Origin of the sequence: Pseudomonas sp. NPDC090201 (genome assembly GCF_044746825.1) — a bacterium.
Lineage (GTDB): Bacteria > Pseudomonadota > Gammaproteobacteria > Pseudomonadales > Pseudomonadaceae > Aquipseudomonas > Aquipseudomonas putida_AD.
In genome coordinates this window covers 122205-146278 of record NZ_JBIVCX010000002.1, presented here as the reverse complement: position 1 = coordinate 146278, position 24074 = coordinate 122205, and the positions used below count along the sequence as shown (strand labels likewise).

21 protein-coding genes are annotated in these 24074 nt (G+C 60.4%); 10 read left to right on the top strand and 11 right to left on the bottom strand.

Features of this window, described 5'->3' with window-relative positions; all coding sequences use genetic code 11:
* Positions 1 to 24: 24 nt before the first annotated feature.
* A complete protein-coding gene (locus tag ACIPOO_RS06965; RefSeq protein WP_400605392.1) occupies positions 25 to 1908 on the bottom strand; it encodes a hypothetical protein in 1884 nt (627 codons plus the stop codon).
* A 146-nt stretch (positions 1909 to 2054) separates the two neighbouring features.
* The gene (locus tag ACIPOO_RS06960) at positions 2055 to 4046 is read right to left on the bottom strand and encodes a hypothetical protein (RefSeq protein ID WP_400605390.1); all 1992 of its coding nucleotides are present in this window, start codon (positions 4044 to 4046) and stop codon (positions 2055 to 2057) included.
* A gap of 639 nt (positions 4047 to 4685) precedes the next feature.
* On the opposite strand from ACIPOO_RS06960, the gene ACIPOO_RS06955 reads away from it, so the two are divergent.
* Positions 4686 to 7031 carry an autotransporter outer membrane beta-barrel domain-containing protein gene (locus tag ACIPOO_RS06955; protein ID WP_400605388.1) on the top strand — a complete coding sequence of 782 codons (2346 nt, stop codon included), beginning with the start codon at positions 4686 to 4688 and terminating at the stop codon, positions 7029 to 7031.
* Between the two features lie 309 nt (positions 7032 to 7340).
* A complete protein-coding gene (locus tag ACIPOO_RS06950) occupies positions 7341 to 8234 on the top strand; it encodes a PA4780 family RIO1-like protein kinase (RefSeq protein ID WP_274134120.1) in 894 nt (297 codons plus the stop codon).
* Positions 8235 to 8338: 104 nt separating this feature from the next.
* Here ACIPOO_RS06950 and ACIPOO_RS06945 read toward each other — a convergent pair whose 3' ends face one another.
* From ACIPOO_RS06945 to ACIPOO_RS06925, 5 genes are all read right to left on the bottom strand, one after another.
* Entirely contained in the window at positions 8339 to 9154 is an 816-nt protein-coding gene (locus ACIPOO_RS06945; RefSeq protein ID WP_400605386.1) for an Ig-like domain-containing protein, read from the bottom strand.
* 156 nt (positions 9155 to 9310) lie between these two features.
* A complete protein-coding gene (cueR, locus tag ACIPOO_RS06940) occupies positions 9311 to 9712 on the bottom strand; it encodes a Cu(I)-responsive transcriptional regulator (RefSeq protein ID WP_274134122.1) in 402 nt (133 codons plus the stop codon).
* Positions 9709 to 11907 (bottom strand): heavy metal translocating P-type ATPase, encoded by a 2199-nt coding sequence (locus ACIPOO_RS06935; RefSeq protein WP_400605383.1) that lies wholly within the window; start codon positions 11905 to 11907, stop codon positions 9709 to 9711. Before ACIPOO_RS06935 ends, cueR begins: the two co-directional genes overlap by 4 nt.
* Before the next feature lie 80 nt (positions 11908 to 11987).
* Entirely contained in the window at positions 11988 to 12200 is a 213-nt protein-coding gene (locus ACIPOO_RS06930) for a DUF6124 family protein (RefSeq protein ID WP_274134124.1), read from the bottom strand.
* Positions 12201 to 13078: 878 nt separating this feature from the next.
* On the bottom strand, positions 13079 to 13459 hold the full coding sequence (locus ACIPOO_RS06925) for a hypothetical protein (RefSeq protein WP_400605381.1): 381 nt from the start codon (positions 13457 to 13459) through the stop codon (positions 13079 to 13081).
* A gap of 155 nt (positions 13460 to 13614) precedes the next feature.
* Between ACIPOO_RS06925 and ACIPOO_RS06920 the strand changes: the two genes are divergently transcribed.
* On the top strand, positions 13615 to 13812 hold the full coding sequence (locus ACIPOO_RS06920; RefSeq protein ID WP_400605379.1) for a heavy-metal-associated domain-containing protein: 198 nt from the start codon (positions 13615 to 13617) through the stop codon (positions 13810 to 13812).
* A 143-nt stretch (positions 13813 to 13955) separates the two neighbouring features.
* Here the strand turns inward: ACIPOO_RS06920 and ACIPOO_RS06915 are convergent, their stop codons facing one another.
* On the bottom strand, positions 13956 to 15815 hold the full coding sequence (locus tag ACIPOO_RS06915; RefSeq protein WP_400605377.1) for a DUF4105 domain-containing protein: 1860 nt from the start codon (positions 15813 to 15815) through the stop codon (positions 13956 to 13958).
* 75 nt (positions 15816 to 15890) lie between these two features.
* The gene (locus ACIPOO_RS06910; RefSeq protein ID WP_274134128.1) at positions 15891 to 16379 is read right to left on the bottom strand and encodes a DUF3015 domain-containing protein; all 489 of its coding nucleotides are present in this window, start codon (positions 16377 to 16379) and stop codon (positions 15891 to 15893) included.
* Positions 16380 to 16660: 281 nt separating this feature from the next.
* Here ACIPOO_RS06910 and ACIPOO_RS06905 point away from each other — a divergent pair, with 281 nt between their 5' ends.
* The 5 genes from ACIPOO_RS06905 (at position 16661) to ACIPOO_RS06885 (ending at position 21504) form a co-directional block, all read left to right on the top strand.
* Complete coding sequence (locus ACIPOO_RS06905; RefSeq protein ID WP_400605375.1) at positions 16661 to 19093, top strand: Lon protease family protein; 2433 nt, start codon at positions 16661 to 16663, stop codon at positions 19091 to 19093.
* A 185-nt stretch (positions 19094 to 19278) separates the two neighbouring features.
* On the top strand, positions 19279 to 19608 hold the full coding sequence (locus tag ACIPOO_RS06900; RefSeq protein ID WP_274134130.1) for a hypothetical protein: 330 nt from the start codon (positions 19279 to 19281) through the stop codon (positions 19606 to 19608).
* A 179-nt stretch (positions 19609 to 19787) separates the two neighbouring features.
* Positions 19788 to 20276 (top strand): TIGR00645 family protein, encoded by a 489-nt coding sequence (locus ACIPOO_RS06895; RefSeq protein WP_400605373.1) that lies wholly within the window; start codon positions 19788 to 19790, stop codon positions 20274 to 20276.
* A gap of 219 nt (positions 20277 to 20495) precedes the next feature.
* Positions 20496 to 20801: a DUF6482 family protein gene (locus ACIPOO_RS06890; RefSeq protein WP_274134132.1), complete on the top strand. Its 306-nt coding sequence runs from the start codon at positions 20496 to 20498 to the stop codon at positions 20799 to 20801.
* A gap of 85 nt (positions 20802 to 20886) precedes the next feature.
* Positions 20887 to 21504, top strand: a complete 618-nt coding sequence (locus tag ACIPOO_RS06885; RefSeq protein ID WP_274134133.1) for an FKBP-type peptidyl-prolyl cis-trans isomerase — start codon at positions 20887 to 20889, stop codon at positions 21502 to 21504.
* A 71-nt stretch (positions 21505 to 21575) separates the two neighbouring features.
* Here the strand turns inward: ACIPOO_RS06885 and ACIPOO_RS06880 are convergent, their stop codons facing one another.
* Positions 21576 to 21857 carry a hypothetical protein gene (locus ACIPOO_RS06880; RefSeq protein ID WP_274134134.1) on the bottom strand — a complete coding sequence of 94 codons (282 nt, stop codon included), beginning with the start codon at positions 21855 to 21857 and terminating at the stop codon, positions 21576 to 21578.
* Positions 21858 to 22126: 269 nt separating this feature from the next.
* Positions 22127 to 23095, bottom strand: coding sequence for a polyprenyl synthetase family protein (locus ACIPOO_RS06875; RefSeq protein ID WP_400606323.1), 969 nt, complete (start codon positions 23093 to 23095; stop codon positions 22127 to 22129).
* A gap of 241 nt (positions 23096 to 23336) precedes the next feature.
* On the opposite strand from ACIPOO_RS06875, the gene rplU reads away from it, so the two are divergent.
* Together rplU and rpmA are read left to right on the top strand one after the other, a co-directional pair.
* The gene (rplU, locus tag ACIPOO_RS06870) at positions 23337 to 23651 is read left to right on the top strand and encodes a 50S ribosomal protein L21 (RefSeq protein WP_093464734.1); all 315 of its coding nucleotides are present in this window, start codon (positions 23337 to 23339) and stop codon (positions 23649 to 23651) included.
* Positions 23652 to 23688: 37 nt separating this feature from the next.
* Positions 23689 to 23961, top strand: a complete 273-nt coding sequence (gene rpmA, locus ACIPOO_RS06865; protein ID WP_037015434.1) for a 50S ribosomal protein L27 — start codon at positions 23689 to 23691, stop codon at positions 23959 to 23961.
* Positions 23962 to 24074: the final 113 nt, after the last annotated feature.

Below are 24074 nucleotides of genomic sequence, written 5' to 3'. Positions count from 1 at the left end.
TGCTGTCAAGGATACGAGCTTGGGTTAACGGATCATTTTGATGTTGTCCCACACGGTCCAGTTTTGCTGGCCGAAGATCCGCAGGTAGCGGATCGGTGTGCCGCCATTGGCTGAATACCGCAGTGTCTGATTCCTCGGGCTTCCGGAAGGCGGCGTGGTGCCGTAGAGAAAGCGGTCGAACTCATCCCGGAATTCGAGCGTTGTCCGCCCGTGTACTGCGCCGAGTACGTTGATCGTGACCCTATCCCAAGTCTGCAGCAGGTCGATCAGGATCGTCTGGACCCCCACATCGGCAATGCACACCTGCAACGCCGGGCGCTGGAACAATACAGGGTCACCGCCTTGGCTCACCGGGTCGTACACGTCGTTGACACCTGCAGTGCCTGCGCCACTCGCGAACGAGATCAGCGTGTGAGGCGGCCGGATCGAGTTGCCTGCGCGAATGATATTGTTGCCAACCATGTCGAAAGCCTCGGTCAGTTCCACCGGCTGGTTGCGGCTCACGCTCAGTTGCAGGGTATCGGAGGTTCTGCTTACCAGTCCGACCACCACCGTGTAGTAGATCTTCACACTGCCCCCTGCCAGAGGCGTGACGTTGGCGGCAGTCGGGACAGAAAATTGTACGAAGCCAATGGTGCCGACGGTATGTTCGGCGGAGTAATGGGTTGCGTCACCTGCTGCGGTCGTGCCCTCCCAGTACAGGTAAATCTTGTCGTCTTTCGCCATCCCCGCATATTGCGGCACCACCACGGTTGCACCGGTGCCGGGAAGGATAGCGGGGTCGAGCACCCCGTTCTGCGCCTCGAGCACTTGCGGCTTTGCCAGCGGAGGAACAGTGCCACTGACCGTCAGCGACCGACGTCGCGAGCGCCGTACATTGTTCACTTCGTAGTAGACCACCGCGGTGCCACCGGCGATGGCCGTCACGGTCGGGTTCTGAATCTCTTTGGTAACCGGAAAGCCTTCATCGCCGGGCGTCATGTCGAATTCCACCGTCTCATCGACGCTGCTGCCACCGGCCGTCAGCCCGTGCCAGCGGATGGCGACGTGGTCTTGGGCCGTCCACGGCGAGTAGACCGGTACCACGACATGCACATTGCCGGCGCCCAGTCTCGCCAGATCAATATCTCCATTGGCATCTGCTTCGGTGACCCGGGGCGCAGGCATGGTGTTGGGCCCTGCCTCGATGTCGGTGATGAACGGAGTGGAATTGAGCGACCAGTTACCGACGATGTCGCGGATGTCGTAGAAGACTTTAAGGCCCAGCATGTTGGAGTTAGCAAGGATCGTTGCCTGGCTGACATGAATCGTCAATGGGCGGTCCAGGTCTGACTGCTCCAGCGGACGACCGAAGGGGATGCGGGTTTGTCCCCAGGTCAGGGTAAGGATGTCACCCACCTCCATGTTCACCCAGTTGGGAATCGTCACTGTGATGCCGTTGGCCGAATTGGCATCCGTCACAGGATTGGGGATGTTGCGCGGCGGTTGCAGGTTGGTATTGATCGGGTCGGTGGGGTTGAGGGGAGGATTGCCGGGCACCTGGGTATTGACGATGACCGTCCTGGTGGGCGATGTGTCCGGGTTTCCACCTATCGGCGAGGCGGAGGTGTAGTAGAGGACGGCATTGTCGTTGTCCAGTATCAGGTGTGGCTGCACTCTGAAAACGATCAGCCCGGTGCCCAATTGTTCTTGCGAAATCTTGTAGGAGTCCACCACTCGGTTGTCCCAGTACAGGACCAGCGTGGTGTTGGGCTGCATCCCCAGCGCGATAGGGGCAGTGACAACCACCGGCTCCGGTGGGTTTTTCCTGAGTTCCAGTACGCCGAGCCCGCCTTTGTTTGCCTGATCGACCACGGGAATGCTGGGGCGAAACAGCGCCAGTATGCCGATGTCAGAGAGTGCGTCCATGTTGTATACCCTTCCTTGGGCGGCCTGCGCCGTGGCACATCCACCCTGCAGAATCGGCCATGTTCAACCATGGCCGATTCAGTATTGAGTGTAAAAGCGGGGCGATTCCTGGGTCAGGATTCGCCCCTGGTCGAGTCACTGCGCGGTTACGCTTCGCAGAACGGAAACTCCGTGTTGGCCAGGTCGACGATCACGCTGGAGGCGTCCGAGATACCCGACCCTCTGCTGTTGGTCAGTTTGTAGGTCCCCACCATGTAGCCTTGGCAAATGCTGCGCAGGAAGTCTCTATCCACGGTGAAGTCGTAATAACCCCGCGCAAACTCCTCAGGGGAAATCCTATGATCTTGCACCAGTGGTGGCACGGGCAGATCCGCCCCTGAATCAAAGTCGACACCTTTGAGTGTGAGTTCGACGTCGTCTCCTTCGGCCATGTTCGTCAATGCAACCTGGGTCCGTACGCGCACCGGTCTTTGTGCTGTTTCACGGTCAATGATGTCATCGGCGTTCTTGTCCGGATAGGTCGGGCCGGAGAAGGGTTGGCCATCGTTGGGTTTGCCCTGGCTGGACTCCACCGGAATCAGTTTCGGCAGCGGCGCTCCTTCTTCGCGTACCGGAGGTGTATAAGGCGGTTGCAGTTCGCGCGAGATACGGTAGTTCACCGGGATATTTCCCGTCGCCTGGAAATATCCAGGAGCTACGGCCAGGCGCAATGGTTGAGCATTGTCACCCGTGGCAACAGTATAAGGAGGAGCTACGTCCGTTCCACCCCAAGTGACGGTGATGATGTCGCCGGCAACGAAAGAAGGTTGAGGGGGAGTATCGTTGGTCCGGTTACTGACGATGGCGAATGCCGTCAGGCTGAAGGCCGCTTCGGAGATGCGGTCGATGTCTCCGGTGCCACTTTCAATCACGATTTGCTTCAGGTTCGTCTCGGGATCGGGTCCGCCCGGTACTCGAAGGTCGACATTAACCTCCAGCACAGGAGATGGATAAGGCAAACCTTCACGCGAGACCGTGTACGACACGGGAAGCCGTGGATTGGAACCGGCCGTCGCGACCACAGGAAACAGCAGCTTGATGGTGGTCACGGGGTCCTGAGTGAGGTCGGCGGTGGTCAACGAATACGGCGCCGATTTCTGCCCGCCCCAGTCGACCACGATAACGTCGGCCAGATGAGGATCACGATAGATCGGAATCTGCACATCCACCCCTGCCACCGCATCGCTATAGCTCACCACGCCGTCATTGAGAAAGGCCGGCACGATCGGTGCTTCGAGCTGGGAGGGAACGTCGAGAAGAATGACTCGAATCCTCGCCGCCGGAGAGTCGAAAGAAACGTTACCCGGCTCGTCGGTGATGTTATAGCCGAAGTTGATCACGCCATCGGCCAGGGTTTCGACGTCCGACCTCTTGAAGCGCAGCTTGACCTTGCGGGTATGCACTTCGTCGGCATCGACAACTTCGGCGGATCCCGGCAGGCGCACAATCGGGTCCGTGCCTCGCTGTATCCATGGAACCAGCACATCGTTGAGTTCAATCCCGTCGTAGTCGGAAACAGTGGTGATGAACTCGTCGTTGATGAAGTTTGCAGCGGTGATCAAAGGAGGAAGCTGTTGTTCATCGTCACCCAACAGAATCGGCAGCAACTCACCACCGGGAGCGGTGCGATCAACGATGATCGTTGTGCCGGCAGTCGGCCAGGTTGCGTTTCCGCCCAGACGGGTGGTCACCCGATAGCTGACCACGTGAGTGCCTTCCTGCGCCGTGAGTGACGCCGGTAGCTGAACGGTCCATTTGAAGTTGGGGTCCACCACATCGGCGGCCGTGATTTCGTAAAACGGCGGCACTGTGGGCACCACGCTGGAAGCATCATTGCCATCCCAGGTGATCCGGATGCGGTACGTCGCCAGCATTGTCGGCCAGCGAGGAACCTCGACGGTGATGCCAGCATCGGCTTCGGCCACCGGGATTTTCTTGCTGGCGAACTGGCCGGCGACGGTTGGCGCGCTCAGAGCCGGATCTACGGCTTTCGGGGCGGGCGCACCGGCTGGGGTCACGGGCTGGGGCCGTGCCACGGCAACGGAGAGTTTGTCTCCATACTTGAGCCTGGTTTTCAGGGGAAGGGGGGCATTGTCCATCTTTCTCATCCTCGAGGTTTAGGTCATGTTCGATAACGCTGACGTGTCTGTGTTGGCTCTACGGGCCATTGCCCAATAGAGCCGCTTCAATCCAGAGCATGGGAAGGGGAACATGACTTCGTTCCATCCATGGACAGTCGCGCCAGGTTTCAATTTATCGCATTCGAAGGCTAGTTCAGGCATTTGGCGCCATTTAGATTGATTGGCGATTGAAACAATAGCGATGGGCTCTAACTAAATTAGTTATAGCTATTCGAAGTAATCTCTATCGCGAATCAAACTAACTCGCCAGGCATTAAGAGCTATGTTGGCATAGGAAGGCCGTGTTTAATGCGGTTTTGATCTGTGTTGCAAGGTGGCGCGGGGTTGCCCGCTGAACTTGCTACTCGAATGATTGCGTACAAATGGATGATGGTTGGCGGCATTGAGGGGTGAGCTTGCAATGTAGGAAGTCTCCTACGCCGTGCGCGGACACATCCTACAGATCTTACAGACAAGTTCATGTCTACTACTGCGCTTCGTGCCTACCGATAACTGCCCGGTTCATGACTCGCGGCAGTCAAGGATTTTAATGTGAAAAAACAACTGGTCTTTCAATCTTTCAACCATTCATTAGCGGCTGCGGTTGTATTTCTCGCAATGAATTCATACGCCCAAGCCGGTAATATCATCCCCGATCTGGAAGTCACCATCGGTCCCGACGATCCAGTCGAGACCTGGACGCTCAACAGTGGATCGACCCTCAACACCCTGCCGGGCACCAATACGCTGAACATTACCTCGTTCGACGGTGGGACGCTGAACATGCAGGGCTCGACAGTGACGGGGGGAGCGGGCGAGGGCATTACCTTGTTCGGCTCCACCGCCACACTCGTGGACACTAACGTGACCAGCACCGGCAGCTTCGGGCTGCTCATCAACCGCAACGCCCTGGTCGGCCCCCCTTCCAGCGCCAGTGTCACCGGCGGCAGCATCAGTGGCGCCGGCGCCGGGATCTTTGCGACGTTCGAAAGCTCGGTGGTGCTCAACGGAACGGTTGTCAATGGAGCCGCAAACGGAGACCTTCCTCCACTTGTCGATGGTTCCGGGATACTCCTGACAGGCAGCAATGCCAGCGTGCTTGCTGGCAGTTTGGTGACGGGGGCAAACCACGGCGTGTTCATGACCCATGACAGCATTGGTGGCGTGGGGGAAGGTGACAATACCCTGTTGATCGACGGATCGACCGTGACGGGCACCGCTTCAAGCGCATTGTATCTGGGCTTGCTGGATGCCGGCACGCCGGTCAGCGCCAACATCATCATCGCCAATGGTACGCAACTCAATGGCGGCAACGGCCTGGCGCTGGAGGTCGGCGCAGACAGCACCGCTCAGGTCACCGTAGACAGCAGCAGATTGAACGGCGGTATCCTGGTGCAGGACGGCTCCAGTGCCACGGTACTGCTGGACAACAACTCGAGCGCGACGGGTAACATTACCAACGTCGCGGACTTCACCCTGAACAACGGCTCCAGCCTTTCAGGCAACCTGACCCGCACTACCAACCTCACCGCAAGCAACAATTCCAGCGTCAGCGGCAATGTTAGTGATGTGGAGAACTTCAACCTGACCGGCAACTCGTCGGTCACCGGTAACCTGAGCAACGTCACCAACCTGAGCCTGGAAAACTCCACCTGGACCACCAACGACGGCCAGGGCGTGACCAACCTCGCCATGAATGCCGGCACGGTCAAGTTGGGTGCGGGTGATGGCACCTTCGAAACCCTGAACCTCAGCACGCTGTCGGGTAATGGCCGGTTCATCATGGACACCAACCTTGGCGCACAGCAGGGTGACCTGGTGAGCGTCTCCGGCCAGGCCAGCGGCAGCTATGACTTGCTGATCCGCAACACCGGCGTGGACCCGGTCAAGGGCGGCCCGGATCAACAGGTGGTGCACACCGGTACAGGCAGCACCGCAGGTTTTGCGGTGGTCGGCGGGCAAGTGGATTTCGGGACCTTCGCCTATGACCTGGAGCAGCGCGGCACCGACTGGTTCCTGGTGCAGAAATTCGATGACGACGGCAACCCGATCGTGACCCCCGGCACCGAGTCGGTCATCAGCCTGTTCAGCGCCGCGCCGACCGTCTGGTATGGCGAACTGAGCACCCTGCGCAGCCGCATGGGAGAATTGCGCTACGGCCAGAGCCAGGGCGGCGCCTGGACCCGCGCCTACGGCAACAAGTACAACATGTCCGCAGCCGGCGGCACGGCTTACCAGCAGAATCAGCACGGTATCTCCTTCGGTGCCGACGCACCGTTGCCGGTGTCCGACGGCCAGTGGCTGGTGGGTGTGCTGGCCGGTTACAGCCGCTCTGACCTGGACATCGCCGCAGGCACCTCCGGCCACGTCGACAGCTACTACCTGGGTGCCTACACCACCTGGCTGTCCGACAGCGGCTACTACATCGACGCCGTGATCAAGGCCAACCGCTTCAAGAACACCTCGGACGTGCGCATGAGCGATGGCGCCAAGACCGGTGGCGACTACAACACCAACGGCATCGGTGCCTCGGTCGAAGCAGGCAAGCACATCAAGCTGCAGGACGACTGGTTCGTCGAGCCCTACGCGCAACTCTCAAGCCTCTGGGTACAGGGCGCCGACTACTCGCTGGACAACGGCATGCGCGCCGACAGCAACAAGGCCGACTCTTTCCTGGGCAAGGTCGGCACCACCGTGGGCCGCAACTTCCCGCTGGACAAGGGTGGCTACGTGCAACCCTACGTGAAGGTGGCGCTGGCCCATGAATTCGCCAACAGCAACCGGGTCAAGGTCAACGACAACACTTTCAGCAACGATCTGTCCGGCAGCCGTGGCGAGCTGGGTGCAGGGATTGCCGCGCAACTGACCGAGGTGCTGCAGCTGCATGCCGATGTCGATTACAGCAATGGCAAGAATATCGAGCAGCCTTGGGGCGTGAACGTCGGTGTTCGCTACAGCTGGTAACGAAGACGCAATCATTTGCGGTAATGGAAGGGGCCGTGGCAGGCCCCTTTCTTGTGCTTGGCGTTCGCTGCCGGGTGCCTGATCGACCCCATGGGTGGTCATATCCGCTCACAGCTGGCCGGCCTTCAGGTGCCTACATTGGTCTATGCTGCGCTGCGGCATGAAAGGTGCTTGCCATTATCGGCGGAACCTATGATCTGCAATCGAATCCATGACTGCATTCACCACACCACTACTCGCAGGCTGAGGATTGCCGTATAACGAGCAACAATCGCGTGTCTGGCCACGAAGGACCCACAATAAAAGCTGATGAAGACTCCAAAACGCATTGAACCGCTGATCGAAGACGGTCTGGTAGACGAGGTGCTGCGCCCGCTCATGAGCGGTAAAGAGGCAGCTGTTTATGTGGTGCGCTGTGGCAAAGAGCTGCGCTGCGCGAAGGTTTACAAGGAGGCGAACAAACGCAGTTTTCGTCAGGCGGCCGAGTATCAGGAAGGCCGCAAGGTACGCAACAGTCGCGATGCCCGCGCCATGGCCAAGGGCTCCAAGTTCGGGCGCAAGGAAGCCGAGGATGCGTGGCAGAACGCAGAAGTTGCAGCCCTGTTTCGCCTGGCCAATGCGGGCGTGCGTGTTCCCAAGCCGTACGACTTCCTCGAAGGCGTGCTGCTCATGGAAATGGTGTCCGACGGCTACGGCGATGCGGCGCCGCGTCTGAATGACGTGACCCTGGAGCCCGATCAGGCGCGCGAGTACCACGCCTTCCTGATTCAACAAATCGTGTTGATGCTGTGTGCCGGACTGGTGCACGGTGACCTTTCCGAGTTCAACGTGCTGCTCTCGCCCGAAGGCCCGGTCATCATCGATCTGCCCCAGGCGGTGGACGCGGCGGGCAACAACCACGCCTTCAGCATGCTGGAGCGCGACGTTGGCAACATGGCCGCTTACTTCGGTCACTTTGCACCGGAATTGAAAAAGACCCGCTATGCCAGGGAGATGTGGTCCCACTACGAAGCCGGCACGCTCTCGCCGGCCACGGTGCTGACCGGCGAGTTCGCTGACCCCGACGACGTCGCCGACGTCAACAGCGTGCTGCGCGAAATCGAGGCGGCGCAACGGGACGAAGCCCGCAGGCAGGCAGCGCGAGCGGCAGAAGATGCCCCGCGTGACAAGACCGAGGAACCACCTCCGCCGTGGATGCAGTGATCGAGCAGTGAATGAAGCGCCGGGGATCCATGCCCCGGCGTTTTCTTTTACCCGCTTCGCCGCTTCCGGCTTGCCGGCGATTGCGATCGCGAAGGCGCTGACCGTTACAGATTATTGACCCTCAGAATCTGTGAGTAGAAGATCTGGGTGTTGTCGAACCTTTTCAAGCTGTAGTTGAACAGCACGGGCTTACCCCGGTTCTGAGCGCGCCATGTTTCGTTGATGGCAAAGTTGATGTAGTCGCCATGGAATTCCCGTATTGCGCTTTCAACGGTGGTCTGCCCGATGAACCGCACTTGTGCGGAGTAATAGTTCTGAGCGAACTGCACGCGAATGTTGTTATTGTTCGGCGAGTTGATGGTGGGCGCATCGATGGCGCCGACATGTCCAAACACCGAAAGGGACATGGATTGTGATGTGGAAGGGCCGGCCGGTGCCCTCACCACGGTGTAGGTCATGGTCGCGTTGACCCCAATGCAGTCGATGATCTCGTACATGGAAACCTTGAACACCAAGGGCCTCGGAGGATTGGCCACTTGCTGGACTTCAGATTGTACCGTCACTCTTCGGCCAACCCACGTCAGGCGCACCGTGTCCCCTGGGTTCATCCCGTACTCGGGAATTTCGACGAAGCCGTCCCCTTCCTGGGCATAGTAATTGATCTGTTCGCGGTTCTGGCCCACGCCTGTTGCGCCCCGGAAATGCGGCGCCCTGAGATCCATCTGACTCGTTCCGACACTGATCACCCAGTTGTTGGACATCTGACCGTCGGCATGGGCCGTAAACGTATGAGCGCCCGGGGCCAGGGTGGAGGTCAGGAAACTCCAGGAACCGTCAGCCTGGATGGGTACGTTGTTGGCGAGCACGATGTTGTTGTCACGAATTTCCACCGTGGTCGCGCGCAGGGAATTGTCGCTCATGGGAATTCCTTTTTATGTTGTCCAATGATGGGGAGCGTCGTTATTCACCTTGTAAAGTGAAGCGGGTTTTTCCGGGCGAAGTTATATTGATTCGCGATCAAGGTGTGTCGGCATATCGCGAGGATCGGTTGCGAACGTCGATGCCTGGTTTAAACGTCACGCACAACACCCGCCCGACTCCAGATCCTTCAGTATCGGACAATCCGGCCGGTCATCCCCATGGCAATGCTGTACCAGGTCCTGCAACGTATCGCGCAGGCCTGTCAGCTCGGCAATCTTGCGGTTCAGTTCTTCGATATGCTGCCCGGCCAGGGCCTTGACGTCGGCGCTGGCGCGGCCTCTGTCCTGCCAGAGTGTGAGCAGCTTGCCGACCTCCTCAAGTGAAAACCCCATGTCCCGCGAGCGCTTGATGAAGGCCAGGGTGTGCAGGTCGTCCTTGCCGTACAGCCGGTAGCCGCTGTCGGTGCGATGGGCGGCCTGCAGCAGGCCGATGGATTCGTAGTAGCGGATCATCTTGGCGCTCAGGCCACTGGTTTTTGCGGCTTGGCCGATGTTCATCGTGGGTCTCCTTGGTCGTCTGGTTTCCAGGTCTTGAGCAGCAGCGCATTGCTCACCACGCTGACGCTGGACAGCGCCATGGCCGCGCCGGCAAGCACCGGGTTGAGCAGGCCGAAGGCGGCCAGCGGGATGCCGATCAGGTTGTAGACGAAGGCCCAGAACAGGTTCTGGCGGATCTTGGCGTAGGTCCTGCGGCTGATGTCCAGCGCGGCGGGGATCAGGCGAGGGTCGCCGCGCATCAGGGTAATGCCTGCGGCGTGCATGGCCACGTCGGTGCCGCCGCCCATGGCGATGCCCACGTCGGCGGCGGCCAGGGCCGGGGCGTCGTTGATGCCATCGCCGACCATGGCCACGACGCCGGTTTTCTTCAATGCAACCACAGTGGCGGCCTTGTCCCCGGGCAGGACTTCGGCGTGCACGTCATCGATGCCCAGCGCCTCGGCGACCACTCTGGCGCTGCCGCGATTGTCGCCGGTCAGCAAGTGGCTGCTGATGTGCCGTTGCTTGAGTTGCACGATGGCCTGCGCGGCGCCGGGCTTGACGGTATCGCCAAAGGCGAACAGGCCGAGCACGTGGGGCTGCGGAGCGGTTTCGATCAGCCAGGAGAGCGTACGGCCTTCGGCTTCCCAATCGCTTGCGGTGCCTGCGAGGGCATCGGCAGCCAGGCCGCTTTCGTCCAGCAGGCGTTTGTTGCCCAGCGCCAGTTCGCGCCCATGCAACGTGCCGGCGATACCGCGCCCGGCGAGGGAGCGGCTGTTGCTGACGTCTTCGGGCTTGAGGTTGCGTTCAGCGCAGAGGTCCAGAACGGCCTTGGCCAGTGGGTGTTCGCTGCCCCGTTGCAGCGCTCCGGCCATCAGCAGCAATGTGTTCTCATCGGCATCGATGGCGGTCATGTGGGCGATGCGTGGTGTGCCGCTGGTCAATGTGCCGGTCTTGTCGAAGACCACTGCGCTCACCTGATGGGCACGCTCCAGCGCTTCGGCGTCCTTGATCAGGATGCCATGGCGCGCCGCGACGCCGGTTCCGGCCATGATCGCGGTCGGCGTGGCCAGCCCCAGTGCGCAAGGGCAGGCGATGACCAGCACGGCCACGGCGTTGATGATGGCAGTTTCCAGTGGCACTCCGGCCAACAACCAGCCGCCCAGCGTGGCTAGGGCAAGCAGCAGGACCACCGGCACGAACACCTGGCTGACTTTATCCACCAGCTTCTGGATCGGGGCCTTGGCCGATTGCGCATCTTCGACCAGGCGAATGATCCGCGCCAGCACGGTTTCGCCGCCCAGGGCTTCAGTGCGCACCAGCAGACGACCTTCGCCGTTGATCGCACCGCCCGTGACCTTGTCGCCCGGCTGCTTGGGCACCGGCAGGCTCTCGCCGCTGATGAGCGCTTCGTCGGCGTGGCTCTGGCCGTCGATCACGACGCCGTCCACCGGGAAGCGTTCGCCGGGTTTGACCAGCACCTGATCGCCCAGCTTCAGCGCGCTGATCGCTACCTCTTGCTCCTGACCGTCGACCACCTGAATCGCCCGTTCCGGCCGCAAGGCTTCGAGGGCGCGGATGGCGCTGGCGGTCTGGCGCTTGGCGCTGCTTTCCAGGTATTTGCCCAGCAATACCAAAGTGATGACCACCGCCGAGGCTTCGAAATACAGGTGGGGCATGTCGTGATGGGCGCTGGCCAGCCACTGATAGACGCTCAGGCCATAACCGGCACTGGTGCCCAGCGCCACCAGCAAATCCATGTTGCCCGCGCCCGCACGCACGGCCTTGTAAGCGGCGACATAGAAGCGCGCGCCGAGGAAAAATTGCACCGGGGTTGCCAAGGCGAACTGGACCCAGGCGGGCAGCATCCACTCGATACCGAAGGGTTGCAACAGCATCGGCAGGACCAGCGGCAAGGCCAGGACGATCGCCAGCAGCAGATGCCAGCGCTCGCTGTCGTGGCGCTTGAGCTGATCGGCCTGCTGCGCGGCACGGTCCTGCTCCAGGGTTGCGCCGTAACCGGCCTTGTCCACCGCCGCGATCAGGCTGGCGGGGTCGATACGCTCCTGCACTTCGACGTGGGCGCGTTCATTGGCGAGGTTCACGGTCGCAACCGTTACCCCGGGCACCTTGCGCAACGCACGCTCGACACGGCCTGCGCAACTGGCGCAGGTCATGCCGGTGATGGGCAGATCGAACGTCTGGGGACTGGGCATCGCGGACACTCCTTGAAGGCTATTGCCAGCAAGGATCAACCTTGCCACGTTGGCAAGGTCAAGTCCCGTTTTTCAGCGCATCAACGCACTTCGATCTGGTCCAGCGACTGCTCGGCAATGGTTCGCGCCATGTCGATCAGATGCACTACGGAAAACGCCAGATCGCGCTTGCTGCCGCTCTGAGCGTCGGCGCTTTCGTAGGCGGTGGCCTTGGCGCAGCGTAACAGCCCGGAGATCTGGGCCAGGGAGTCTTCGAGTGTGGGGTTGGGTGGGTCGGGGGTGATTTTTAGCATTTTTCATCCTGAGGTCTGGGACCACCGGCATCTTCGCTGCTAAACAAATGAAGGGTGGCGGCTTTGACAACGGGTTAGCAGACCGGGACCTCAGAACCCGGCGCACCCGAAGGTGCCCCGCGCAAAGCCACCATAGGATGGAGTGCGTTGATCTGAGTTGATTCAGGCTGCTAAACCCGATCGCTGATTCCCAGCGACGGCCGCAGATTAGCACTCAGATCGCGCTGCACAAGCGCCTGAGAGTTTCTAGGAAATGTCCTGCATAAGAAAGAGAGAAGCCTGTCAGAAAGGGGCTACAAACCGTCAGATGTGTTGCAGGACATGGCGATTTCGAACGCCAGCCCTATCACCCAGCCACACCACATCCCCCGTAGCAGCACGGCTTGCCGGCGGGGGGCGATTTCAGAGACGCCGTCGCGGGCAAGCGCGCTCCTACAGGAGTGAGGTGAACACACCCGTAGCAGTCCGGCTTGCCGGCGTCGGCGATTTTGAGGACGCCCCCGCCGGCAAGCCGTGCTGCTACGGGTCGGTGTACAACCAAAGCTTTTGATTTTGATCCTGATGCGCGATGGCACAGGCGCCGCCGAACGCGACGTTAAGGCGCCAGGCCGAGCGCAGGCGTCGTGTAGGGGGATGAGCGGCATGGATGCCGCTAGCCGTGCGGGCCATGGACGGCGCTCAGATGGACGGGACGGCGTGCCCCCGGAACGGCGCCGGAGTCGAGGGAAGTCCGAAGGACCCCAGCCTGTCGCAGGGCTTTTTTGGTTACTTTTTCAGCTCTTGGAAAAAGTGACCCGCCGTAAGGGCGGAAGGCTGACTCCGAGTCGACATCGCAACCAGATATGCTCGCCAAACGCCAAACGCCAAAACCGCAACTGTCAATAATTCAAACCAGCCCGCTTGAGATACATCCCATTAGGCCCCGACGCGATCCGGTACTTCAACACATCCCCCGCATTAATATGCAGCCGCGTATTGTTCTGCGCCTCGATCCCCGGCAGACACCCCGGCGCCTGCCCCGGCAACACCCGCAGGCGCACCGACAGATCCCCCGCCGGCAGATTGAACGAACGCGACTCCTCCTGAAACAGCCGGCCTACCAACTGATCCTGCATGTAAATGCCAATCTCACAGGACGTCGCCACTTCCAGTCGCTCGCGAGAAATGATGAGCACGCCATAATCCTGATCGGCCTGTGCCCAGGATGCGCAGGCCACCAGACCGATAAAACCTGCAATGCGAAAGGCTGACCAGCCCATGGCCGATGTCTCCTGATGTACGTTGATGAAACACTTTGGCTCAGCTTTCCCTGGAATACCAGCCCGGCAGAAACGCCACAAACTTGACCTTGCCATGGTGGGAAGGTGGAAGATCACGACATCTGGTCACATTTTTTCAAGCGAGGAGTCATCCGATGCAAACATTCAACGTTCAAGGCATGACCTGCGGCCACTGCGTTCGCGCGGTGACCAATGCAATCAAGGGCGAAGATCCGGCCGCCGAGGTGCAGATTGACCTGCCCAAGGGCGAAGTGGCCGTGCAAAGCCGGTTGGCGGCGGAGCAGGTGATCGGGTTGATCGAGGAGGAGGGGTATAGCGTCCAGACGAAGTAACGTCTTGCCTGAACCCTCTGTAGGAGCGCGCTTGCCCGCGACGGCGGTGGGGCAGACGATAACTGTGTCACTGACCCACCGCCGTCGCGGGCAAGCGCGCTCCTACAGGTTTTGTGTTCGCCCGCGACACGGGAACGATCTGGTCAATAGTGATACCACTTCAACTCAAGCATCACCTCGTTCACCGGGGAACTCATCTCACTGAAATCCCGCTGTGCGCTGAGGCGCACGCCCAGGTTGCGCGACAATTCCCACTGCTGATTCAGACTGATCGTGCGACGCACCTCGCCGTTGGTGAAGTAGTCGCCCTTGGTTTCCAGGCTAAAATTGCCCAGTGGATTGCGCCACAGCACGCCGGTGTTGAAGCCCGCTGCCGGTGAGACGAGGGCCGAGAAGTCATTGTTGTGCTCCACCCGCACCGTGCCCAGCGCAAAGCCCAGCACGTCGTCGCCCAGCTTCCAGGTGCCTCCGGCGCCGCCGTTGACGTGGCTGACCAGATTCTCGTCGCCGTGCTTGCCCAGCACCCGCTCAAGGCCGCCAGCCACCTGCCATGACCAGGGCTTGAGCAGGTCATTGCGCGGGGTCAGCGAGCGGATGGTTGCCAGGTCCAGCCGCTGCACTTGCCAGTGGCTGTCTTCGTACTGGCGCAGCTTGAGCTGCAGGATTTCGATCTGTGCGCCCAGCGGGAAGCCATAGGCGTTGTCGTTGAGGTCGTGGTAGGCCATGCGCAGGCCATATTCGGCGAAGGCCTTGTCATCGCGGGTGCCCACGCCCAGTTGCCAGGTGCGCGACTCATGGCCGTCCTCGGGCAGGCCAGGGCGCTCGATTTCAAGGGCCGGCGGCGGGTTGGTGCTGATGGCGCGCAGCAGGTCATAGCTGCGCTGCGAGCGGGCAGGGTCACGCTCCTCGCCATTGGCGCGGTAACGCTCAAGGCGGTAGGCCGCGTCCTGAATCAACGCCCGGCGCTCCTTGGGCAGGGCGGCGTAATCGGGGCTCTGCATTTGCTTCTGATCGGCGCTGACTTTCAGCACCTGCTGCTTTTCATCGTGGCTCAGGGGCTCGGCGCGGCTGAGCAACTCGCGCTCCTTGGAAGGCCGGTAGTCGATCTTCTCCACCAGCCCGGCCTCCTTGACCGCGCGCACGGTGTCGGTGGGGATGGCGGTGAGGCGGAACTGCGGCGTGAGATCAAGGCTGGGGCGCGCCACTTGCAGCAGTTCGAGCAGGCGATAGGAGCAGTTTTCGTCGAAGAAGAAATAGCCGAAGCGGATCTGCTTGAGTTCCCACACGTGCTCGACCATGCGCCGGGTTTCTTCCGGGGTCAGGTTCAGGCGGTACTCCCACAGGTCGCGGTTTTCCAGGCTGCTGTATTCGGAAAGTTTCTCCTGATAGGGCACCAGCGCGAACAGGCCGGGATAGCCGCCCATCAGGCCTTTCCAGGCATAGAGGATGCTGTTGTCGGAGCCTTCGATGTAGGCGCCGAAGTTGATCGCATAGCTGAGCAGGGCGGTCTTGTTGGCCTGCACGTCAGCCTGGTCGATGCGCAGCAGGGTGTGACCAAACATCGACGATGGGCTGTTGAGATAGGCCGCAGGAAAGATCATCACCGTGCTGTCCGGCGCCACGTCAGAAAACCACTTGTTGAATTCCTTGCAATCGACGGCAGGCAGGTCGGTCAGTTTCAGCTCGTCGCGCAGGTAACGGGTGCGGGAAGGGTAAACGCACTGCGGATGTGCATCTTCCTGCCCTGCAACGACCGGGCGGTAGATCGCCTCGAGGGTTGCGGCCAGTTCGGCCTTCGGGTCATGGGCGCCGTCTTTGGCGAGGAAGAATTTGGCATCGTCCACATAGCTGCGCCAGCCACCGAGCTTGCCGGCTTCGTAATGTCCGATGGCAATCCAGAATCTGGAGGAGGCCAGTTGCTGCAAACGATCTTGGTCGACTTGCGGTGTGGCAGACAGCGGGGCACAGACACAGAGCGCCAGCCAGGCGAGGCGTTTGAGCATAGATTGGCAACTAGTCAGATGGGATCGGAAGCAGTGAATGCCTGCCCTCTCGAAAGAGGGCAGGTTTGCGCGACTTTAGGCCTGGGTTGCGTATTTGGCCAGAGCCGGGTCGTTCTTCAGCACGTCGAGGGTGTTGGTGTGCACGTCCTCGGCAGTGGCATCAGCCTTGTTGAAGATCTGTTGGTAGTGGTCATGGGTGACTGCGGCGAAACGGGCACGATCCTGCGGTGCCACGCCGAGCACGACCGCGTAGGTGGTGAGTGCCTCGCCCTGGCCCATGGCCATGTCTTTGGAGAGTTCGTCCATCATGCCGTTCATGGCCAGCCACGACTTGCCGCCGTAGGTCAGGGCCGCGTTGGTGGAGCAGCCGTTGGTGCCTGAGGTCATGCCGAAAGTGGCGTTGCCGGAGGTGCCGTTGGTGGTGGAAGCGAGGAAGTGTGCCGGGGTGCCGCGCTGCCCTTCAAACAGCATGTTGCCCCAACCGCAGTCTGGACCGCCGGGAGCTTGAGCCATGGCGTTTATGGACACAGCGGCGAAGAGAGTACCAAGAAGAATCCGTTTCATAGCTTTAGTCTCTGTTGTTTCAACCAAGGGTCGGATTCCTGGCCGAAAACAGGGCCAGGGAGGGCCGGTTTATTGATTTGTTACCGGCCGCGCAGGTTGGAGTTTAGGCAGGATCTGAACGTTCCGTGATTTATTGCGTTTTGTTGTATGCAGGCCGCGTCTTAAAAGGCTGTGGGAATGTTCATCAAGCTAAAACATATTCAGGTGTTTCCTTCCTTGCCAGTCTGGTGCGCCGAGCGCCAGAATGCCCCCATCTGCCCCGCCTGATGTAAGGATGTCCGATGCCCGATTCTGTAGCTGCCAGCCTGCGACTTGCGCCTGAGGCGCTGACCCGTCCCTTCTCCGCTGAACAGTTCAGCTTCACGACAACCAACGATCTGGAACCCTTTCGCGGCGTGCTCGGTCAGGAACGAGCGGTCGAGGCCCTGCAATTCGGGGTGGCGATGCCGCGCCCCGGCTACAACGTGTTCGTCATGGGCGAGCCTGGCACCGGTCGCTTCTCGTTCGTCAAACGCTACCTCAAGGCCGAGGGCAAGCGCATGCAGACCCCGTCGGACTGGGTCTACGTCAACAACTTCGACGAGCCCCGCGAGCCCCGCGCCGTGGAGCTGCCACCGGGCAGTGCCAGCTCGTTCATCATCGACATCAACGGACTGGTCGACAACCTCTTGTCGACTTTTCCTGCCGTGTTCGAGCACCCGTCCTACCAGCAGAAGAAAAGCGCCATCGACCGCGCGTTCAATCAGCGCTATGACCGCGCCCTGGATGTGATCGAGCGCCTGGCGCTGGAAAAAGACATCGCCCTGTACCGCGACAGCAGCAACATCGCCTTCACCCCGATGCTCGAAGGCAAGGCGCTGGACGAGGCCGAGTTCTCGCAGTTGCCGGAAGCCGAGCGCGAACGTTTTCACACCGATATCTCGGCGCTGGAAGAACGCCTGAACGAGGAACTCGCGAGCCTGCCGCAATGGAAGCGCGAGTCCAACAACCAGATGCGTCAGCTCAACGAAGAGACCTTCATCCTGGCCCTGCAGCCGCTGCTGGCTCCGCTGTCGGAGCAGTACGCCGAGAACGCGGCAGTGTGCGCCTACTTGCAGGCGATGCAGGTCAACCTGTTGAAAACCGTGGTCGAGCAACTGGTCGATGACAGCAAGACCGACGCCCAGGCGCGCAAGCTGCTCGAAGAGCAATACTGCCCAAGCCTGGTGGTCGGCCACTCGGCCAGCGGCGGGGCGCCGGTGGTGTTCGAACCGCACCCGACCTACGACAACCTGTTCGGCCGTATCGAATACAGCACCGATCAGGGCGCGCTGTACACCACCTATCGCCAGCTGCGCCCCGGTGCGTTTCATCGGGCCAACGGCGGCTTCCTGATTCTGGAAGCCGAGAAGATGCTCAGCGAGCCGTTCGTGTGGGACGCCCTCAAGCGCTCGCTGCAATCGCGCAAGCTGAAAATGGAATCGCCGCTGGGCGAGCTGGGCCGCATTGCCACCGTGACCCTGACCCCGCAGACCATCCCGTTGCAGGTCAAGGTCATCATCATTGGCGCGCGGTCGCTGTACTACACGCTGCAGGACCTGGATCCGGACTTCCAGGAGATGTTCCGGGTGCTGGTGGACTTCGACGAAGACATCCCGATGGTCGACGAGAGCCTGGAGCAGTTCGCCCAGTTGCTCAAGACGCGCACCTCCGAAGAAGGCATGGCGCCGCTGACCGCCGATGCGGTGGCGCGCCTTGCGACCTACAGCGCACGATTGGCCGAGCATCAGGGGCGGTTGTCGGCACGCATCGGTGATCTGTTCCAGTTGGTCAGCGAGGCGGATTTCATTCGCAGCCTGGCTAACGATGAGCGCACGGACGCCGGCCACATCGAGCGTGCGCTCAAGGCCAAGGCCACGCGCACCGGTCGGGTGTCGGCGCGGATTCTGGACGACATGCTCGCCGGTATCATTCTGATCGACACCGCAGGCGCGGCAGTCGGCAAATGCAACGGGCTGACGGTGCTGGAAGTCGGCGACTCGGCGTTCGGTGTGCCGGCGCGGATTTCCGCCACGGTCTATCCGGGCGGCAGCGGCATCGTCGACATCGAGCGCGAGGTCAATCTCGGCCAGCCGATTCACTCCAAGGGTGTGATGATCCTTACCGGCTACCTGGGCAGCCGTTACGCGCAGGAATTCCCGTTGGCGATTTCCGCGAGCATCGCGCTGGAGCAGTCCTACGGTTACGTGGACGGTGACAGCGCCTCGCTTGGCGAGGTGTGCACGCTGATCTCGGCCCTGTCGAAAACGCCGCTCAAGCAGTGTTTCGCCATCACTGGCTCCATCAACCAGTTTGGTGAAGTGCAGGCGGTGGGCGGGGTCAACGAGAAGATCGAAGGCTTCTTCAGGCTCTGCGAGGCCCGCGGCCTGACCGGCGATCAGGGCGCGATCATCCCGCAGGCCAACGTGGCAACCCTGATGCTCGACGAGCGCGTGCTGCAAGCGGTGCGTGCCGGGCAGTTCCACGTGTACGCCGTGCGCCAGGTGGACGAAGCCCTCAGCCTACTGGTGGGCGAAGCGGTTGGCGAGGTGGACGAGGAAGGCCAGTTCCCGGAAAACTCGGTCAACGGGCGGGTGGTGGATCGCCTGCGCGACATCGCTGAAATGCTCAGTGACGAGGACCTCAAAGAGCTCGAAAAAGAGGCGCCACAATTACAGCCCGAACTGAAAAGTTGAGTGTTTGACGTCAACTAAACAGGGCGCCTGATGGCCAAATGACCATTCGGCGCCCTTTTTTGTTTTCACTCTTTTCCTTGAGGGTATTTGTTCGTTATTGTCGCGTTACAGCAGTTGTCAAAAGGACTGACGCGTTTCCTGGCCTGTTCAAGGAAATGAATACTGCAATCAATGAGGAGCTCGCCATGCCGCGCAGCCTCTGTCTTACTCGCCAATGCCTGGGTCTGGTGACCCGTATCGAATGTGTGATTCGCCCTCTGTCTGGTGACAACGGTATGTGGACACTGTTGTTTGCCGCCGGGATGTCCGGGGAGCAGCCTTCCGCGTTAAAAGCCCAAGGCCCGTTTCACGGTCCGGTCGCTGCCGAGTCGGTGCTTGATGCGATTGCAGAAAGCCTTGCGCTGCATGGTTACCAGACCGCAGAAGAGATACCGATCTGGAGCCTGCACCTGCAAGGCGAGCTGCGACGGATCAACGGCTCGACTCACAACCAGCGAACCTCTCCCGCCCACTGACAACTTGCCTCGACGAAGGCCACGTCTGTTATTCCTGCACGGCAGGGCTGTAGCGTGGAATTCGTCGAGTACTGCATCAGCCTTCCTCTCAAGTTAATTGTTTCAAGTCTTGTCGCGAGCGCTTGTGTGTCACGGCCTTCGCCCTATACTCGCGGGCTTTCAATCAACTGTGAGTTTCAATGGAACGTTTTATCGAAAATGCCATGTACGCGTCGCGCTGGTTGCTGGCGCCGATTTACATTGGTTTGTCGCTGGGCCTGCTGGCGCTGGCGCTGAAGTTCTTTCAGGAAATCTTCCACGTCATCCCCAACGTGTTCGCGCTGGCCGAATCTGACCTGATCCTGGTGCTGCTGTCGCTGATCGACATGGCGCTGGTGGGCGGCCTGCTGGTGATGGTGATGATCTCCGGCTACGAAAACTTCGTCTCGGAACTGAACATCGACGAGGGCAAGGAGAAGCTCAGCTGGCTGGGCAAGATGGACTCTTCTTCGTTGAAGATGAAGGTCGCGGCGTCCATCGTTGCGATTTCGTCGATCCACCTGCTGCGGGTGTTCATGGACGCCAAGAACATCGAGCCGCAATACCTGATGTGGTACGTGATCATTCACATGACCTTCGTGGTATCGGCGTTCGCGATGGGCTATCTGGACAAGCTGACCAAGCATTGAGTCAGCTTGCCCCTGTAGGAGCGCGCTTGCCCGCGATTGCGTTCTACTTGTCACATCTTCATGACTGGCCGACCGCGGTCGCGGGCAAGCGCGCTCCTACAGGGGATGGTCGTTTGGGCAAAAAATGACCAGCGGCACCGCCGGCCCCTTGATCTGCGGCCAGACTGGGCGAAACTTGTAGTTCGCTCACAGAAGTCCGAGATCGACGAGGGTCCTCTCATGAATCTGCAGGAACTCACCGCCCACGCCAGCGCAGGGCATATCGACGAGCTGAATCTGATCTCCATGGAAGGCGGAATTTATCTGCTCGAAGCGCGGATGCACGGCGCGGCGCACCCCTTGAACGATGCCCACGGCAAGACCTTGCACTTGCGCTCGGTCGAGCACGCCCGGGATGTGCTGCACGCGATCACCCCGATGCCGTTCAATCTGGTTCACGCCGTGGTGCACGACGAGATGTGCGGCATCCGTGATGACGAAGAGCAGACCGTGCGGGTGCCGATGTCGATTCGTTCGGCTTGGTAGTCATTACCTCGGTTTTCAGCTTGTGCTAGGCTGCTCGGCCTTTTAGTTCAGGGCGCCTGCGGGTGCCCTTCAACGGAGCAGCACCATGTCCGAAGTCAATCTGTCCACCGACGAAACCCGCGTCAGCTACGGCATTGGTCGTCAGCTGGGCGACCAACTGCGCGACAACCCGCCACCGGGTGTCAGCCTGGATGCCATCCTCGCCGGCCTGACCGATGCGTTCGGTGGTGTCCCGAGCCGCGTCAGCCAGGAAGAAATGGCTGCAAGCTTCAAAGTCATCCGTGAAATCATGCAGGCAGAAGCTGCCGCCAAGGCCGAAGCCGCTGCCGGTGCTGGCAAAGAGTACCTGGCTGAAAACGCCAAGCGCGAAGGCGTGACTACTCTGGCCTCGGGCCTGCAGTACGAAGTGATCACTTCCGGCGAAGGCGCTCAGCCAAGCCGCGAAAGCAACGTGCGCACCCACTACCACGGCATGCTGATCGACGGCACCGTGTTCGACAGCTCCTACGATCGTGGCGAGCCTGCCGAATTCCCGGTCGGCGGCGTGATCGCCGGCTGGACCGAAGCCCTGCAACTGATGAAGGCCGGCAGCAAATGGCGCCTGCACGTTCCTAGCGAACTGGCCTACGGCGCACAAGGCGTTGGCAGCATCCCGCCGCACAGCGTGCTGGTGTTCGACGTAGAGCTGCTCGACGTACTGTAAAGCAGCTTTAAGCGGCAAGTTGCAAGCTGCAAGTCAAAGCGGCTCTTTGCTGACTGGCGCTAAGCGTTCAGTCAGTGACGAACAGCTTGAGGCTTGAAGCTTGCAACTTGTAGCTGCTCTACGCAGGCCGGGCGCAATGCTCGGGCATAGCAGAACAGAAACAGGCTGCGCACCATCTCCTTTTGCACACCCGGCTCCGATGAGCTGAGGCTGTGGACGTCCAGGTCACCCTGGTCGCGCAATTCATCCAGAGCGTCTTCTTCCAGCACGGCACAGACCTCACCGGTTTCACGGTGCAGGATGCGCAGGTAAGGGTGTGGGCGATCCAGCCACGCATCGATCAGGTAAGTCATGTTCGTTCTCCTTGAAAGGCTTTCAATGAGAATAATTCTTATCTGAAGAATAGCAAGGATCTATTTGAGATTAATTCGCATTTTGATGCAGTGGTGACGCGGTCCCGTAGCAGCACGGCTTGCCGGCGGGGGCGGTGTGTCAGACACGCATTTGTCACTGATCCACCGCTCCCGCCGGCAAGCCGTGCTGCTACGGGGCGATGAGTTAGCGGAGCAGGCACAAAAAAGCCCGTCACATGGACGGGCTTTTCGGTCGGGCAGGGCGCCTGTCAGTGCGTGCGGGCCACTGCGAACTCGCTCAGTTCGATCAGCGCGTCGCGGTATTCACTGGCTGGCAGGGCGTCCAGGCAGGCGATGGCGCGGGCAGCGTAGTCGCGGGCCAGCTTGGCGGTGTAGTCCAGCGAACCAGACTGCTCGACCGCCTCGCGGATGCTTTCCAGATCTTCCAGACCGCCTTTCTGAATCGCCTTGCGTACCAGCGCAGCCTGTTCGGCCGTGCCTTCACGCATGGTGTAGATCAGCGGCAGGGTCGGTTTGCCTTCTGCCAGGTCGTCACCGATGTTCTTGCCCATGGTCTCGGCGTCGCCGCGGTAGTCCAGCAGATCGTCGACCAGCTGGAACGCGATACCCAGGTGATCGCCAAAGGTGCGCAGGGCTTCGCTCTGCACATCGTTGGCCTGGGCCAGGGCGGCGGCGCTGTGGGTCGAGGCTTCGAACAGCATGGCTGTCTTGCCGCGAATCACTTCCATGTAGGTTTCTTCGGTGGTGCTGGCGTCGCGCACCTTGGACAGCTGCAGCACTTCGCCTTCGGCAATCACGCGAGTGGCCTTGGAGAGGATCCTCATGACCGGCATCGAGCCCAGCTCGACCATCATCTCGAAGGAGCGCGAGTAGAGGAAGTCACCGACCAGCACGCTTGGCGCATTGCCCCACATGGCGTTGGCGGTCGAGCGGCCACGGCGCATGCCGGACATGTCGACGACGTCGTCGTGCAGCAGGGTCGCGGTGTGCAAAAATTCGATGGTCGCCGCCAGCAGGCGCAGATCGTCGCCGCCATGGCCCAGTGCCTTGCCGCACAGCAGCACGAGCAGGGGACGCAGGCGTTTGCCACCGGCGGAGGTGATGTAGTCGCCGATTTTGGAGACCAGCGGCACGCGCGACGTCAGCTGCTTCTTGATAATGTGGTCGACGGCTGTAAAGTCGTCAGCCACAGCGCGATAGAAGGCTTGAGGTTGCATCTGCAAGGCGTGCTCCATAAGGGTTGCGCGGCATGCTAGGTGGCAGGCCCCACCCTGTCAAGGCGTGACGTAAGGCCCCTTGCAAGGCGTTCGCCGCTTGCGTACAATCGCGCACCCTAACTTTCCTGGGCAGCACCTGCCTTACGCAATTGCATGACCGGCCTTTCCAGCCCCATGCAGCCATGCCAGCCGATACTCTTCTTATAAAGAGCTGGGTGAGCAGGATTTTCGGAGATATACCATGTCGTACGCAGTAATCGTTACTGGTGGCAAGCAGTACAAAGTCGCCCCAGGTGAATACCTGAAAATTGAAAAACTGGAAGTCGCCACCGGCGAAACCGTTACTTTTGACCGCGTTCTGTTGGTTGCCAACGGTGACGACGTCAACATCGGTGCTCCAGTTGTCGCCGGCGCAACCGTTGTGGCTGAAGTGATCTCCCAAGGTCGTCACGATAAAGTCCGCATCATCAAGTTCCGCCGTCGTAAGCACCACATGAAGCGTATGGGCCACCGCCAGTGGTTCACCGAGATCAAAATCACCGGTATCCAGGCCTGATTTTTCAGCCTGATACCCTAATAGGAGTATTGAACTCATGGCACACAAAAAAGCTGGTGGTAGTACCCGTAACGGTCGCGACTCAGAAGCCAAACGCCTTGGCGTGAAGATGTATGGCGGCCAGGTAATCGTTCCGGGCAACATCATCGTGCGTCAGCGCGGCACCCAATTCCACGCTGGCTACGGCGTTGGCATGGGCAAGGATCACACCCTGTTCGCTAAAGTCGAAGGCGTGATCAAGTTCCAGGTTAAAGGCGCCTTCGGTCGTCGCTATGTAAGCATCGTGCCAAAGACTGAAGTCGCGGCATAATCTTGCGTTAGCAGATCAAGCCCTGTCTCGCGACAGGGCTTTTTCGTTTGTAGAGAGCCGAGAATTTGCGCTCTGGTGAGTCTCTTGCAAAGCTGTTTGTGTGGGCCGTTGTG